The 16,223-nt window shown below is 43.1% G+C and carries 10 protein-coding genes; 7 read left to right on the forward strand and 3 right to left on the reverse strand.

Going from position 1 to position 16,223, the window contains the following annotated elements; translation table 11 throughout:
• The first annotated feature begins 52 nt into the window (after nt 1-52).
• Genes HS960_RS26130 through HS960_RS26145 form a run of 4 tightly spaced genes read left to right on the forward strand, consistent with a single transcriptional unit; the run spans nt 53 to nt 7,056 of the window.
• Nucleotides 53-3,151 (forward strand): SusC/RagA family TonB-linked outer membrane protein, encoded by a 3,099-nt coding sequence (locus HS960_RS26130; RefSeq protein WP_182330858.1) that lies wholly within the window; start codon nt 53-55, stop codon nt 3,149-3,151.
• A gap of 58 nt (nt 3,152-3,209) precedes the next feature.
• Nucleotides 3,210-4,772, forward strand: coding sequence for a RagB/SusD family nutrient uptake outer membrane protein (locus HS960_RS26135; RefSeq protein ID WP_182330859.1), 1,563 nt, complete (start codon nt 3,210-3,212; stop codon nt 4,770-4,772).
• 24 nt (nt 4,773-4,796) lie between these two features.
• Entirely contained in the window at nt 4,797-5,564 is a 768-nt protein-coding gene (locus HS960_RS26140) for a hypothetical protein (protein ID WP_182330860.1), read from the forward strand.
• 28 nt (nt 5,565-5,592) lie between these two features.
• Nucleotides 5,593-7,056, forward strand: a complete 1,464-nt coding sequence (locus HS960_RS26145) for a polysaccharide lyase 6 family protein (RefSeq protein ID WP_182330861.1) — start codon at nt 5,593-5,595, stop codon at nt 7,054-7,056.
• A 409-nt stretch (nt 7,057-7,465) separates the two neighbouring features.
• On the opposite strand, the gene HS960_RS26150 is transcribed toward HS960_RS26145, so the two are convergent.
• The 3 genes from HS960_RS26150 to HS960_RS26160 all read right to left on the reverse strand — a co-directional run bounded on the left by HS960_RS26150 (nt 7,466) and on the right by HS960_RS26160 (nt 10,265).
• Nucleotides 7,466-8,431 (reverse strand): DKNYY domain-containing protein, encoded by a 966-nt coding sequence (locus HS960_RS26150; RefSeq protein ID WP_182330862.1) that lies wholly within the window; start codon nt 8,429-8,431, stop codon nt 7,466-7,468.
• A 494-nt stretch (nt 8,432-8,925) separates the two neighbouring features.
• Nucleotides 8,926-9,258, reverse strand: coding sequence for a hypothetical protein (locus HS960_RS26155; protein WP_153845189.1), 333 nt, complete (start codon nt 9,256-9,258; stop codon nt 8,926-8,928).
• A gap of 134 nt (nt 9,259-9,392) precedes the next feature.
• Entirely contained in the window at nt 9,393-10,265 is an 873-nt protein-coding gene (locus HS960_RS26160) for an AraC family transcriptional regulator (protein WP_182330863.1), read from the reverse strand.
• A 223-nt stretch (nt 10,266-10,488) separates the two neighbouring features.
• Between HS960_RS26160 and HS960_RS26165 the strand changes: the two genes are divergently transcribed.
• From HS960_RS26165 to HS960_RS26175, 3 genes are all read left to right on the forward strand, one after another.
• Nucleotides 10,489-10,794 carry a hypothetical protein gene (locus HS960_RS26165; protein WP_075993880.1) on the forward strand — a complete coding sequence of 102 codons (306 nt, stop codon included), beginning with the start codon at nt 10,489-10,491 and terminating at the stop codon, nt 10,792-10,794.
• 280 nt (nt 10,795-11,074) lie between these two features.
• Nucleotides 11,075-14,266 carry a SusC/RagA family TonB-linked outer membrane protein gene (locus HS960_RS26170; protein WP_202883719.1) on the forward strand — a complete coding sequence of 1,064 codons (3,192 nt, stop codon included), beginning with the start codon at nt 11,075-11,077 and terminating at the stop codon, nt 14,264-14,266.
• Between the two features lie 13 nt (nt 14,267-14,279).
• Nucleotides 14,280-16,205 (forward strand): RagB/SusD family nutrient uptake outer membrane protein, encoded by a 1,926-nt coding sequence (locus HS960_RS26175; protein ID WP_182330864.1) that lies wholly within the window; start codon nt 14,280-14,282, stop codon nt 16,203-16,205.
• Nucleotides 16,206-16,223: the final 18 nt, after the last annotated feature.

Genomic DNA, 16,223 nt, shown 5'->3' on the forward strand with positions numbered 1-16,223 from the left:
GGTTATCGATCATCTTCTCATGATAGACAATCGCCATAAAAACTGATTTATTATGATAAAAAGTATCACAAAAATGGGGTGCTTTGTACTCTTCCTATTTCTAGCCTTGGGGAGTATAGCCTTACCGGTCTTTGCCCAACAAAACATTCGGCTTTCAGGAAAGGTGACCAACAAAAAAGGAGAGGCATTGCAGGGAGTCACTGTTCGTATCAAAGGGAAAAGTCAGGGGACAAGTACAGATGCCACGGGGAAGTATCAGCTGGAGGTTGCATCATCCAGTACCGTTGTCTTTAGTCAAGTAGGCATGAAAGAGCAGGAGCGTACTGTCGGTAACCAGCGGCAACTTGATGTCACCTTGGAAGATAGTGACAATGCGCTGGATGAGATTGTTGTTACGGGTTATGGTGGTGTTGCAAAGAAACGTGACCTTACGGGCGCTATATCTTCCGTCAATGCAAAGAAAATCGAAGAGCGTCAGCCCATTAACCTTTTTGATGCCTTACAGGGGCAGGCTGCCGGAGTTCTTATTGTCAATGACGGTGGTGGGGCACCTGGGGCGACAGGATCTATTCAGGTGCGTGGTACCTCCACATTGAATGGGGGAAATGGTCCTTTATACTTGGTCGATGGAGTAATTAACCCCGATGGTGCCACCATAAATCCAACAGATATCGAGAATATCGAGGTCCTCAAAGATGCTGCTTCTGCATCTATTTATGGATCGCGTGCAGCCAATGGCGTAATCCTCATCACAACCAAGCGTGGATCAGAGGGAAGACCCATGGTTAATGTCAATTACAATCATCTTTTCGGCCGTCTAGCTCATTATATCCCTGTGAGTAATTCTGCTGAAGTAAGGGCTTTCCGGTATATTCAAGGCCTCAATACCAATACGGATTCCATCAACCCAAGTTTCAATTCGGATAACGATTTACAAAGACTCTTGTTGGGAAATCTTGCACAAAAGAAGGAAATCAAGATGAGCGTATCAGGTGGTCAGAAAAATCTCCGCTACTACAGCAGTTTGAATTACCTGGATGATAAATCGATCATCTTGAATAGTTACGCCAAGCGTTTACAGTCACGTATCAATGTTGAATATCAGTTTTCATCCAAATTGAGGTATTCCAACAATATTTCTTTTTCATGGCAAAAAGGCAATACGATTCCAATCGGCAATACGATTCGCGTCGTGATGGACCGTCCGGCTTATTCCTTGATTTACTATCCTGATGGATCTTTAACAAGCTACATCGGTTCGAAGCGAAATCCAGTCGCCAACGCCTTGTTTGAAAAAAATATCGATGAAACCTATTCCGGGCAATTGAACAATCAGTTGGATTATCAAATTCGGGACGACCTGAAATTTACGACCTTGTTTAATGTGCGGTTGGACAATTTACAGAATACCCAATTCTCACCACGTTTTTTATCGGCAAACAAGGATCAGAATAGCGGAACAAACGAGTTTAATAAAACGTTTACTTGGGAGTTTCAATCCTATCTAAATTATAACAAGACTTTTGCACAGGACCATAATTTCACGGCCTTATTGGGATTCAGCTCGGATCGCAGACGCTATGACCGTTTTCATTCTGAATATATGAATAGCGTCAATGAGGAAGTTCTGGTGACTTTTCCGGATTACCTCACGCCGTCAAAAACCTATACCACAGCAACGGCCAACGCATCTGCCTCTGTTTTTAGCCGGATTGGCTACAATTACAAAGGACGTTATCTTGTTCAGGGATCCTACAGAAGGGATGGTTCATCGCGGTTCGGCGCGGCAAATAAATGGGGAAACTTTCTCTCAGCATCTGCTGCCTGGCGTTTTTCGGACGAGAATTTCATGAAATGGGCGAAACCGGCATTGGTAGATGCTAAATTAAGATACAGCATTGGACAGCTTGGAAACGATAAAGTAGGCGATTATGAATCGTATACAAAAGTAGCCTTTGGCGGGTCTTATAATGGTGTCGGCGGAGCTGCATTGACAAGTACATTTGGAAATAATCGGATCAAATGGGAAACAACCACCCAGAACAATGTGGGCTTAGACCTGACTTTCTTAAATGGACGATTAGGATTTACGGCAGATTACTATGTCAAGACCACCACAGATTTATTGTATCCACGAGAGCTTGCCAAGGAAACCGGTTATGCAAAAGTGAATGTCAACCTGGGAACAATTCGCAACCGCGGAATGGAGTTTGTAATTAGTGGAAAACCAATCGTAACACGTGATTTCAGCTGGGAAGTGAATGGTAATATTTCTTTTGAACGCGGTAAGATTGTGAAGCTGGCCGATGGAATTCCATTTTTCCCGGGCAATAAATGGTACGCGGAAGAAGGCGGCCGTATCGGAAATTTCTACGGCTGGCGCAATTTAGGGGTGTATGCCTGGGACGAGTCCAATGCCTACAATGATAATTGGGAGAAATTGACACTCGTACTTGACGATCAGGGCAAACCAATGTATCGTGATGGAAAAGCAGTCTATACCTTCAATGGTAGCGATTACCAGGGTACAGTACATCAGCTATATGCGCCCGATGGTAAACTGAAAGGTGGAGATGCTGAATGGCTTAACAATAAGAAAGATAGTTTGATCAATGACGAAGACCGTATGATCCTCGGCAATGCGACACCAAATTTCTACTTTGGTTTTATGCAGACCTTTAGATACAAACGATTTACCCTAAATGTACTCTTTAATGGTTCATTTGGTGGTGAAGTTTACAATGCGCTGCTGCAACGTCAAAATTATCCGACCAACACAGGAGCAGGCTCTCCGGATATGGTCTATAATGTATGGCGCAAACCCGGCGATGTGGCCAAATATCCAAATTATGTGGAGAGAAACAACCGTGGAAACCTAAAAACTAACCAGAATAGCCTTTATATCGAAGATGCAACATTTGTTCGTCTGTCAAGTGCACGGTTGGCCTATACCTTCGATCCGCAGTTGATCAACAGATTAAAAATGAAAGGGCTTACAGCCTTTGTTTATGGAAGCAACCTGTTGACATGGACCAATTATAGGGGCTACGATCCCGAATTCAGTACAAACAATCCGCTGACACCGGGAGAGGATGATGGCCGTTACCCGAGGAGACGGGAGTTTGGATTTGGCGTAAATATCAATTTTTAGCATTTATCGATTAGGGTAAGTTCCGTCTGAAGGATGGGACAGATAAAATATTTTTGACATGAAAACAAAGATCTTAGCACTGTTACTGCTGTCAGCTACATTGGGAGGCTGTAACAAATTCTTGGAAGAGAAACCGCTGGCCGAAGTTGCGCTAGACCAGCATTATAAAAACTTATACGATGTGCAGGCCGCAATAGCCGGAATGTATAGCGCCTTTCAGCTTGAAATGGTAGGTAAGGGGAATTATCAGGATAACAAAGATAATTATCTCGAAAAGTACCTGTATTGGGGCGAGTATCGTGCCGATAATTTTGACCGGGCAATTAGTTACACCAAAGACTATGTGGACGAGATCGTATTAAATAGCCTTACGCCAACCAACCAGTTTTCAGACTGGAGCGGACTCTATACCGCGATCGGGCGCATCAATAACAATATCAAGTATATTCCAAAGGCAGCGGAATTGGATAGCCGTATTACCCCAGAGATGCTTAAGGATTATCTCGCGCAGTGTTATGCGCTTCGAGCGATGTGTTATTTCTATCTCGTCCGTGTATGGGGCGATGCTCCGATATGGCTTGAACCTTATGAGGATGTACAGCAGCCCGCTGCCAGCGCACGTGAACCGAAAGATAAGATATTGAACGAGGTCATTATTCCAGATCTGGAAAAAGCCTATTCTCTGGTCGATAAAGATGCGAAAAACGCCCTATGGACAATCGGCGGGGCAGGAATATGTGCGATCATGTCCGATGTGTATATGTGGAAAAAGGACTATCAAAATGCAACAAAATGGATCACACGCCTGTTTTTGACAAAGTCTCCTACAGGAGTGAGCTATGCCGGAACCAATGAAACCAATTTGCAGGATGGCGCAAGCTGGAAGACTATTTTTGTCAATCCAACTTCGAGTAAAGAAACGATTTGGAGTATCCACTGGGACTACATAAAAAATGGCTGTGCCTGTATGCAAACGTCGTGGTCTCCGAATAATAAGCAGATCATAGTCGATGAAGGAGTGTGGGCAACCTGGTTTCAGCCACAAACGACAACCTCGCCAAGTCCTGATATTAGACCACAACAAACATTGGATGTCTATTTTGGATTGCCAAGCAACAAGAGAGATCGCTTTATCAAGTGGTATCCAACCGATGCAAATCCAACCAAAGCGGATCCATGGCCGGTGACAAATCAGGCCCTCCCGGTTTATTTGACCATGTACCGACTGAGTGACATGTATCTCTTATACGCCGAAGCGTTGAATGGCCTCGGTGACCGAACCAATGCCCTCAAATATTTAAACTTTGTCCGCAAGCGTGCACGCCTGCCACAATATGATGCGAATGATGCATCTATTGCTACAAGCTACCAATTGGAAACGGCGATTTTGGATGAACGTCGTCTGGAACTTTTTGGTGAAGGTAAAAGGTGGTTTGATCTGGTGCGCACTGGACGTGTGAAGGACGTGATGGACCCAATCTTGAAACGTAGACAGGAAGAAGCGGGTAATTTAGATAAACCTGGATTCCTAGATCCAACAAACAGAGTGTATTGGCCTATTCATCGGAATGTTTTAAACTCCAATAAATCATTGGTTCAAAATCCCGGATATACAGATTAATAGAAGAATTTAAATCAGAGAGTCATGAAAAGAATGTTTAAGACCAAATGGACATATAGCGCTATCATCGTAGCAAGTCTATTAATGACAAGTTGTTCACTTTTCGATTTGGAACTGCAAAAAGATTACGACTACGAACATAAAACTTTAGATCCCAATATCGGGATAAGCGCACGGAAATTTTTGGAGAACCGATCGTATGAGACGGTAGAAAATCCAACGGATACAGTTTTCAAATGGATGCGGAAGGGCTTAGAATATGCAGGAATTCCATTGGAAGAATTTGAAAAAGCCGATCGAACCTTTATTTTCTTACATAATGAAGCCATAAAGACCTGGGATACTAAAACGAAGAAGGTGACAGCAGGTCTGTTTTTTGACTTTCCAATTGTGACCGGAGTGGACGGAACAGGCAAACCGATTACGAGACCGGCAACAAAATGGGAAGAATACAATAAAGATGATGTCCGTAACTATTTCCTTTATCTTATGCTGCAAGGGAATTACAACTTCGATAAGCTGACCATTGAAAATATAAAAGCCAAAACGATGCTTCCAGCGAACACTGTTGCCAGCAAAAGTTCTTTATTGGGATACATGAATGAAGGCAAAGGTTTTGATCAGGAAGGGCTGATGGTGTTACGTCTGGTCAATAACAGTGATTTGGCGCCGATTCAGATTAACAATAAAACAACCAATCGATCCGGGGGGTATATTGTGACCAATGGCGTGGTTCATGTCTTTGGAAGCAAGGGCAATACAACAGTTTATCCTTTTTCGGGAGCACTTTAACGAAAGAACCTTTTAAACAAATTTAAATATGATCAAAAAGAATTCAGTTATTGCTTCACTTCTGCTGCTATTGGCGGTAGGAACTAGCTGTGAGAAATCGCCAGCCGAAAAACTCACTTTAAACAGTATTGCTTGTGTGCAATGCCACAGCATTCAGTCGGCAGCGGATCTTCAGGCACTGAGCTTACAGCCCGGAGACACGGTCATTATGAAGTCCGGCCAATGGACCAATCAGGAACTAACCTTCAGTGCTCAGGGGACAAAACAGCAGCCTATTGTATTGATAGCAGAGCAGCGGGGGGCAGTTATCATGAAAGGTACTTCTTCTGTTAGTATCACGGGACAATGGTTAGTTGTGGATGGACTTGTATTCCAGGAAGGGTATACGACAGGCAAAAATGTGGTGGATTTCACTTCTTCCTCTTCAAACTGTCGCCTTACCAATACGTCAATTGTGGACTATAATCCGCCGGCAGCAACGACAGATTATCGTTGGGTTTCCATTAACGGTTCCTATCATCGCATTGACCACTGCTATTTAAAAGGAAAGACCCATCAGGGACCGACCATGGTCGTATGGGGGACCAGTAAACCAATGAAACACCGAATTGATCACAACTTCTTTGGCGAGCGTGCTGCGGTACCGGATAATGGTGGGGAAACCATCCGTGTCGGAACCAGCGACTGGTCGATGACAAATGCACTGACAACCATTGAAGATAATATTTTTCAGCGCTGTAACGGTGAAACGGAAATTATATCCAATAAGATGGGGGCCGATACGATCCGCAACAACTATTTCTATGAAAGCCAAGGAACTTTATGTCTGCGGCATGGCAATGGATCAGCCGTTTATGGCAACTATTTTGTAGGTAATGGCAATAGCGCCGCTGGCGGTATTCGTATCATAGGTGAAGATCATCTTGTCTACAACAATTACTTCCAAAATATGGCCGGCACGGGACAAAAAGCTGCGTTGGCCATTATGGACGGTGTACCAAATTCACCTTTAAGCGGTTACTTTCAGGTAAAACGCGTGAAAGTTGTTGCCAATACAATGATCAAGTGTAAGCAGTCATTTGATATAGGTTCAGGTAAAGGTGGCAATAGCCGGACATTGCCGCCAACGGATGGGAATATCGCAAATAACGTGGTTTCTCAATCTGCCCAATCTACCATGTTGACCTTTACCGATCAACCGGTCAATTTTGTGTATCAGGGAAACATTGTTTTCGATGTACCGACAAGTCAACAGCTGCCGGCTGGATTTACCCGAGTTAATCCACAGTATACGCTAACAACAGATGGCATCTATGAGCCTACGAGTAGTAGCCCGGTATTGGGTGCCTTTGTGGGAAATTATCCTTTTGCTACAGCAGCAGATGCAGGGGCGCCTAAACTGGATACAAAACACCGCGATCTGCTGAAAGCCCAAAATATAGGTCCTGTATTTATGACCGGCCTGGGAAATAGTTTGGTCATTAATCCTTAAAAGACACTAAACATTATTTTATGCGGGGAATAAACGATTTGTTCCCCGCTTTTTTTCGGTAAACAATGCTTCTATTTACCGCATATAATTTTGAGATCAACGGAAACATACTGCTACCAAGTTATACCTAAAAACAATTTTCAATCAGTATTTAGACAGTAATCAGTCAGTGTTTATTCAGTCATCACTGAGCAAGCACTGAACAAGCACTGAACGAGCACTGAACAAGCACTGTAAAAAGACCGAACTTGGTCACCCTCTGATCTTCGTTTGCTGCAGCTATGCTATCTTTCCGTGGATTGGCTATTGTTCAATGAATTCCTGTTGCGTAACTGGAGCTACTATGGCCTTATCGAAAAGATTAAATACAAGGCCAAAATGGTCGGTATTAACATTATTATAGAATGAATTAATCCAATTTTTCGCCGCGATAAAACTTCGTATATGTATCCTGTGCATAGCCGTTGTCTAAGTACTCAAAAGTGCTAGCACCAGCTCCCTTTAACTCCTGGCCGCGATAGAAAACTGCCCAGGAGTCTTTTGCATAACCTCCTCCAAGCGCTTTAAATGTAGATGGCGAGGCACCCTTAACTTTTACCCCCTGATAATAAACTACCCAGGGATCTGCTGCATAGCCGTTTCCGATTAATTTGAACGAGTTGGGGCTGCCACCCTCGACTTTGACTCCGCGATAAAAAAGATTCCACGCATCTTTGGCATAGCCATCATCAAGGTATTCAAAGGTTGAAGCAGAAGCCTCTTCCACTTTCTGATTTTTATAAAAAACAGACCAATTGTCCTTGGTGTATTGACCGCCAAGGGGCTGTGTGTTAGGACCAGCAAATTTATCATTCTTTTCGCCCCTATAATAGCTCGACCAATTATCTTTTGCATAACCCCGGCCGAGATTTTCAAAGCTTGAAGCATTGGCTCCATTAATTTCCTTGCCTAAATAATAAGCTTTCCAGGGGTCTTTGCTGTAACCATTTCCCAGTATCTTGAAGGAAGACGCTGTTGCATTTGATAATGGTTTACCATAAAAATAAACCTTCCAGGCATCGCTGGCATAACCGTCTCCCAGGAATTGAAAAGTAGACGGGCTTGCATCAGTTATTATTGCTCCTCGAAAATAAACCTTCCAGGTATCTTTTGCATAACCCGAACCTAAAAATTGAAATGAACCGGCATTGGCGTTCGGAATTTCTTTACCGCGATAATAAACGCGTGATCCGATTTTGCTGTAACCATCGCCCAGATGGTCCTGAAGGAAAAGGGCAGTACGGTTATATTGCGCAATATTTGCACAAATAGCCTGTGTGGCAGTAGTCAACAAAAGAAGAACGAGCATGGTTTTAAATGGGACTTTTGTCATCATATAGGGCATCGGGTTAAATTTGAAAGCAAATAATCATGGTGTACTCTTGTTAATGAGACCCGGTAATACTAGTAAAGTTTAGTCATTAATTAAATTTTTTTGTACGCTATCTTGCACTTTTTCCGAGATCTGTTTGCTATTTATTTGCCGATGCTTTGCTGTTTCTCTGCTGTTTGTTTGCCGTTTGTTTGCCGTTTCTTTGCTTATTCTTCGGGTCTTCTTCGTATCTGCTTCGAGAATGGTTTGCTATTCGTTTGCCGTTTCTTTGGTGTTTCTTCGCTGTTTCTCTGCTAAAATGGTAATTAAATAGCAACCAATCGGCAAAGAATAGGCAAAGAATAAGCAAGCAAGGGGGCTAGTAAGCCCCTAGCATACCTTACGCGATTACGACCAATCACCCTAGAGAAGGCTAATGCGATCGCAAAAACAGGGGCGATTGGTAAGTTAACCTGCCTAACAGCGAAAGGCTGAACACAAGGTTGCATAGATGGCACTTATTTGGTCGGCTGTAAGTGTATTTCGGGAAAGGAGTAACTGGAATCCTGGATCGTGGTAAACAGGGAATAATCGGTGTAATCGGGAACGGCTATTCTCAGGAGATAGCTGCCCTTTTTTATCACCTGTATTTTAAATTCGCCATTGCTATTTCTAACGGTATCCCGACCTAATAAAGCCAAGGGTTCCCTTTCCTTATTGGACGCATAGGTTTCAATAATAAAATACCCAACGGGGTTATACTGATGGTCAACCAACCGGCCGGTAATACGGTAAGGTGGAGTAGTAAATAGCCCATACAGTGAACAAGAGAGTAGCAGTAGTTTCAGCATATTTTTCCATTGTGTAGCTCGATAATATACAGGTATCCAGCTGATGAATCTTAAAACGGAGATCCTCACCTCGCAATTGGAATGACGATCTATGCAAAGGTAGCCTGCTGCGTCATTGAATAAATATCACAAGTTTATGAAAAACTATCATTTTGCATTTTCTGCTTGTATGCGGAAGGAGATAAACCCGTCAGTTTTTTGAAAAATCTGGAAAGATTATTAGGATCGCTGAAATGAAGTTCAAAGGCAATTTGGGCGATAGACTGTTCGTCCAATACAAGCCGCTGTTTGATTTCTTGTATTTTTCGGTGTTGGAGGAGGGTGATCGGACTATGTCCAGTGTAGGCTTTGATTTTGTGATTCAGCTCATTGCGGTGTATTTTTAGTAAACTAGCATATTGGTTGCAGTTCAGGTTGGAATTGACATGCTCTTCCAGGAGCATTTTAAATCGAGTGAGCAAATTGTTGTTCGCGCTTTCGCTGGCTATATGATGAAATGCACGAAATAGCCGGTCCAGTCGAAGTAAAATACCGGCAAGTAATGCGCGAATCATATTGGGACTGTCAGATCGGAACGCGCCGATTTCAAAAACAATTTCGGAGAGCATGGATTTGAACAACTCAAAATCGACGCCCATCGCGACAATATAAGGTGCAAACGAATAGTTGTAAAAATAGGGGAGTTTGTATACCAGTGTTTTATCCTGAAAAAAAGATTCCAAAAACTCGGGCTTAAAGATTAAATGAAATCCTTTGACACCGTTTTTATCAAAGTCACATTGCTTAATCTGATTGGGCGAAGCGAATAAGATCGTACCTGGGCATAATTCGATGCGTTTTTCATTGGTATAGGCCACACCGCTTCCCTGTTCAAAAAACATGATCTCAAAAAAGTTGATGGTGTGCGGACCGGCCTCAAAAATCAGATCGGTATTATCCTCGAACCGATGGGCATCCATCGCTAAGGGAAAGCCGTATTTGCTGTCGTCAAAATCAAAATAACGCATAATAATGTCTTTACCCCTGTAGGAAACGCATAGGTGCTAAACCCTCGCTCAGTAAATATAATAGTTTTTCTGAATATTACTTGACAGGGAATTGAGGTCCTATCCGTGAAATGCAAGGGCTACCGGTCAAAAAAACACGAGTCATGTCATATCCAGGTCAATGAAAGGCTGTATAAGCTCCTTAATTTGAAAAAGTAATATTTTTTTTTGTATATTGTTGGTTATGAGTTTTAAAGAAAAATTAGAGAACTGGCGCACGTCAATCAATCGCGCCGGTAGTGGTGAGGAATTGTATATTTTGCTTTTGAACTATAAAAGGTTTATCAACAAAAATTGGGTGGACGATTTTGGCGATCCAGGCAACTGGAAATCGGAATTAAATCAGGTCATCAGCAAAGTAAGAAACAAGGTGGATGTAGCAGATATCCGAGCCTGCCAAGATTTATCGTCCTATCAGGACGATGCCCGGCAGACCGCACATTCACTCAATCATACGTTAAAATATCATCACTCATTGACAAAAGGGTAGGCTAGGCCTACCTTTTTTTGTGATCAAAATTTTTTAAATTATTTACTAAGCGGGATGTATAATCAGCCATGATTGTACATCCCGCTTTATTTTTCCCTTATTTCCTCGTGGTAAATAGTGGCTCGCTAGCCTAGTTATGACACACAGCCTGAACCTATTATTGAAAAAAATATTTGCCCATGTCAGAAAATGTTTTTACTATTGTAAAGTAGTATAGAATAGTATAGATTACTGGCCGCTATACTATAAACTAATAACCAATCTATAAGAAGACCAATTTATGATCTACCACATGTATTACCGAATCTGTAAATGGCAGCGATGTAGTCTTGTCTTCCTTTTTCTTCTGCTAACGGGCTTTGTAAACGCACAGTCCAAATCATTTGAATTAAGAGGAGTTGTATTAGATAGTGTCGGACATTTACCCATTTCCAATGTTACAATCGCTTTTGTGGGAAAAAGCGCTGCTGTATCAACGGATGCACAGGGGCAGTTCCTGATCAAAGATGTACACCTCAATGATCAGCTTGTCCTGACTTCAGTCGGATTCGACCGAAAAACTGTTCAGGTCACCAGTACCAACCGGATGACCATCTTTCTGTCTTCATCAAGTTCAAACCTGGATGAAGTGACTGTCGTCGCTTATGGCACACAAAAGAAAACGAGTATGGTCGCTTCGATCACCTCGATCAATCCAAAAGAAATTAAAGGCCCTACCTCCAATCTGACCACCATGCTGGCAGGTCGGGTAGCGGGTTTAATTGCGTATCAGCGCAGTGGTGAACCCGGAAATGATAATGCCTCGTTCTTTATTCGTGGTGTCGGGACCTTTGGTGCCGGAAAAAAAGATCCCTTGATTCTGATCGATGGGATGGAATCGAATACAACAGCTTTAGCGCGGCTACAGCCCGATGATATTGCTGGTTTTTCGGTACTGAAAGATGCGGCCGCCTCTGCATTGTATGGTGCCAGAGGTGCAAATGGTGTGGTTCTGGTGAATACCAAAAGTGGTATCGTGGGAAAAGCAAAATTTAATGCGCGTTTCGAAAACTCAATTTCTACCAATACACGAAATTTCCAATTTGCCGATAACATTACCTACATGAACCTGGCAAATGAAGCGGTATTGACGCGTAATCCCAAAGGGGCTTTGCCTTATGACCAAAATAAAATCGATCATACCGCAAGGGGCGACGATCCGCTACTTTATCCAAATAATAACTGGATCGATCAATTGATTAAAGATTATACAAACAACCAGCGTTTCAATTTCAACGTAACTGGCGGGGGAAACCTGGCGCAATATTATGTCGCGGGTACTTTCAACAATGACAGGGGAATTTTGAAATCAGAAAGCGGCAATAATTTTGACAATAACATTAACCTCAAAAATTATTCGATACGTTCCAATATCACTTTAAATGTAACCCCGACGACCATAGGAATTATCCGTACATCGGCACAGTTTGACGATTATAAGGGACCCATCGGTGGTTATGATGATTGGGGTAATTTGATCAATGGGGGGCAACGGGTATTCAAAGAGGCCATCTGGTCCAATCCGGTGATGTTCCCGGCAGTCTATCCAGCTTCTTACGCACCGTTTACAACCCATCCGCTCTTCGGAAATAGCTTTATACCGACGACAAAGACTTTGTACAATAATCCTTATGCCAAGATGGTCAACGGTTTTCAGGAATACAATAGTTCAACCGTCAATGTACAATTGGAGCTGAAACAGAACTTTGATTTTATCACAAAAGGCTTGTCGGCCCGTTTGATGGCTTATACACAACGGTACTCGTATTTTTCAGTACGCAGAAGCTTTGAGCCCTTCTACTATAATCTGCTGAAAATACCGGGTACAAACAATACGGTATTGAGCTTGCTGAATGAAAACCAGGGAACGGAATACCTGGACTACAGTCAAGGCGATAGGATACAGAATACAACGACCTATGGCGAATTTGCGGTCAATTATAACCGAACCATTGGAAAGGATCACGACATCACGGGTATGCTCATCGGTATCATGCGCAATTATCAGACAGCAAACGGGGGCAATTTACAGGCTTCTCTGCCAGCACGTAACATTGGTGTGTCTGGACGCGCAACGTATGCTTATAAAAATAAATACCTTTTCGAAGCAAACTTTGGTTACAACGGTTCCGAGCGCTTTTCTAAAGATAAACGATTTGGCTTTTTCCCCTCTTTTGGGGTAGGCTGGAACCTCCAGGAAGAGCCGATGTTTGAATTTATGACACCGGTGGTATCTCGTTTAAAACTACGGGCAACCTACGGTTTGGTGGGTAACGACCAGATCGGTAACGACCGCGACCGCTTTTTCTATTTATCGCAGGTTAATCCAAATGATAATGGAAAAGGCTTTTCCTGGGGAAATCTTTGGGATTATACCCGACCGGGTTATTCCATCTCGCGTTACGCCAATCCCAATATTACCTGGGAGCGTGCCAAAACATTTGATGCAGGTTTTGATCTGAATCTTAAAAATGGATTGGGTGTTGTCTTTGACTACTACAACTCCAAGCGAAGTGATATCTTAATGGTACGCTCAACGATTCCGACGACTGCAGGTTTTCAGGCCGATATTCAATCCAATATGGGCAAAGCGGAAAGCAAGGGATTTGACCTGGCTTTGGATTACAACAAATCCTTTGCAAATACCTGGTGGACGCAGTTGCGCGGTAATATGACCTATGCGACCAATCGCTTGTTGACCAACGAAGAGCCAAACTATCCGGCAAATTTATCTTACCTGACACATTTAGGTTATCCGATTAAACAACAATATGGTTTGATCGCCGAACGCTTATTTGTAGATGATATTGAAGCCGATAATTCGCCATTGCAAAATTTTGGTGGAGCATTGAAAACAATGGGCGGTGATATCAAATACCGTGACATTAACGGTGATGGCAAAATAACTGATCTGGATAAAGTGCCCATCGGTTTTCCAACGGATCCTGAAATTATCTACGGTATGGGATTCACCGTCGGTTTCAAAGGATTTGATGTCAGTGCTTTCCTACAGGGCTCTGCACGTTCATCGTTTTTTATTAATCCCGGAAATATTACGCCTTTCGCCATCAATGGCCCCTATCAAAATGGACTGTTAAAACAGGTGGCCAATAGTCACTGGTCGGAAGATAATCAGGATATCCGTGCATTTTGGCCACGATTGACCGACGGATTCAATAACAACAATAATCAATTCTCGACCTGGTGGATGCGCAATGGTGCCTTCCTTCGCCTAAAATCTGTTGAATTGGGCTATACGGTACCAAAGAAGATCCTGGATCGCTGGAAGATGTCCAATATCCGCATTTATACCAATGCCCTGAATCTTGCTGTATGGAGCAAATTTAAAATGTGGGATCCTGAAATGGGCGGTGATGGTTTGGGGTACCCGGTTCAGGCGGTATATAATATCGGAATCAATGTAGGATTATAAAAAACAATGTATCATGAAAAAGTTAACTGTATTTAAATCGATGGTGGTATCAGGTCTATTGTTTTTTCAATCCTGCAACTATTTGGATGTCGTACCCGACAATGCCCCCACAATAGATAATGCCTTTACCATGCGTAGCGAAGCGATCAAATATTTGGCAACCTGTTATTCTTATTTGCCCAATGATGGTGAACCGACTATAAATCCTGCTTTTATGGCAGGAGATGAGCTCTGGCTGGATTACCCAACGCGGAGTATCAACGGGACAAACTGGAACATCGCCCGTGGCAATCAAAGTGTCACCGATCCTTATGTCAACTATTGGGACGGACATATAATCAATAATGTTCGCGAACGGTCGATGTTCAATGCCATTCGCGACTGTAATATCTTTTTGGAAAACATTCAAAATCCCGAAAAGGTACGTGATATGACGCAAGACGAACGTACCACCTGGGAGGGTGAAGTCCTGTTTTTAAAAGCGTATTACCACTTTATGCTGATGCGTCACTATGGCCCTATTCCCATTATGGATGTCAACGTACCTGTCACAGCACCAATTGAGGATACGCAGGTAAAGCGTCAGCCGATTGACCAAGTAGCGGATTATATCGTGAAGGTACTGGATGAGGCCGCAAGTAAGCTGCCAAGTGCGGTGCAGTCGCCAGTAACTGATCTGGGGCATATCACAAAACCGATTGCCTTAGGCATCAAGGCGAAAGTCCTATTATATGCAGCGAGCCCGTTATTCAATGGTAATACGGATTATGCAACCTTCAAAAATGTGGACGGCACCTTATTTTTTAATCAGAGCTTCCAAGCCGAGAAATGGCGTAAAGCAGCGCAGGCTGCAAAAGAAGCTATTGCTGCCTGTGAGGAGCTGGGTATGAATCTATACGAATTTCCAACACCGGTACGTCCACTGTCCAATACCACAATGATTCAGATGAGCATTCGTAACGCTGTGACGGAAAAATGGAACCGCGAGATCATCTGGGGGAATTCGAATTCGCGGACATGGCAGTTGCAGTACTCGTCCATGGCGCATATCGATCCGAATAATGCCGGCAACAACAGCGTCAACGGTACCTTGGCCCCGACAATTAAAATCATTGAACAGTTTTATACGAAAAACGGGGTGCCGATGGATGAAGACAAAACCCTTGATTTTAGCAATAAAAATCAATTGCGTACTGGAACGCATGACGAACGCTTCAACAATATCGAAAATTACCGAACAGCGCGTTTGCATTTTGACCGTGAAAATCGTTTCTACGCCAATGTGGGCTTTGACGGTGGGGTTTGGTACATGGAAAATAGCCCAAGTCAGACAGACGAAAATACCTGGACAACACAGCTTCGTTTAGGCTTATTTGGCAGTGGTGTTTCCGTGCCGATCACAACCTATTACCCAAAGAAACTGGTCAATTGGAAATTTGCCTTTAAGGATGGAAACAGCTCGCATATCGAAGAATATCCATGGCCTATGCTACGGCTTGCCGACCTGTATCTGATGTATGCCGAGGCGTTGAACGAAAGTGAAGGACCGACAGCCGATGTATTCCTCTATCTCGATAAAATTCGCAAGCGCGCTGGTCTGGAAGGGGTGAAAGAATCCTGGGCAAAGTATGCTTTTAATAGCGCTAAACCAACGACAAAAGAAGGACTCCGTGCTATCATACAACGTGAACGTAATATTGAGATGAGCTTTGAAGGTTCCCGCTTTTGGGATTTGAGACGCTGGAAGCTTGCCGCGCAGGAACTCAACAAAAATATCACGGGCTGGGATCGCAATCAGGATAAGGACCATCCGGAGCTTTTCTATCAGGAACAGACCTTCTATCAACAACGATTCGTGGCACCAAGGGACTATTTTTGGCCGATTAAAGAAAGCGATCTGTTGGTCAACCCGAATTTGGTACAAAATCCAGGCTGGTAATTAGCGTATTAAATTGAA

Origin of the sequence: Sphingobacterium paramultivorum, assembly GCF_014109745.1 — a bacterium.
GTDB classification, from domain to species: domain Bacteria; phylum Bacteroidota; class Bacteroidia; order Sphingobacteriales; family Sphingobacteriaceae; genus Sphingobacterium; species Sphingobacterium paramultivorum.

Excerpts from the sequence above, each read along its gene's own strand:
- HS960_RS26145 (WP_182330861.1), top strand. The coding sequence starts at position 5,593 with ATGATCAAAAAGAATTCAGTTATTGCTTCACTTCTGCTGCTATTGGCG.
- HS960_RS26135 (WP_182330859.1), top strand. The coding sequence starts at position 3,210 with ATGAAAACAAAGATCTTAGCACTGTTACTGCTGTCAGCTACATTGGGA.
- HS960_RS26170 (WP_202883719.1), top strand. The coding sequence starts at position 11,075 with ATGATCTACCACATGTATTACCGAATCTGTAAATGGCAGCGATGTAGT.
- HS960_RS26155 (WP_153845189.1), bottom strand. The coding sequence starts at position 9,258 with ATGCTGAAACTACTGCTACTCTCTTGTTCACTGTATGGGCTATTTACT.
- HS960_RS26175 (WP_182330864.1), top strand. The coding sequence starts at position 14,280 with ATGAAAAAGTTAACTGTATTTAAATCGATGGTGGTATCAGGTCTATTG.
- HS960_RS26150 (WP_182330862.1), bottom strand. The coding sequence starts at position 8,431 with ATGATGACAAAAGTCCCATTTAAAACCATGCTCGTTCTTCTTTTGTTG.
- HS960_RS26130 (WP_182330858.1), top strand. The coding sequence starts at position 53 with ATGATAAAAAGTATCACAAAAATGGGGTGCTTTGTACTCTTCCTATTT.
- HS960_RS26160 (WP_182330863.1), bottom strand. The coding sequence starts at position 10,265 with ATGCGTTATTTTGATTTTGACGACAGCAAATACGGCTTTCCCTTAGCG.
- HS960_RS26140 (WP_182330860.1), top strand. The coding sequence starts at position 4,797 with ATGAAAAGAATGTTTAAGACCAAATGGACATATAGCGCTATCATCGTA.
- HS960_RS26165 (WP_075993880.1), top strand. The coding sequence starts at position 10,489 with ATGAGTTTTAAAGAAAAATTAGAGAACTGGCGCACGTCAATCAATCGC.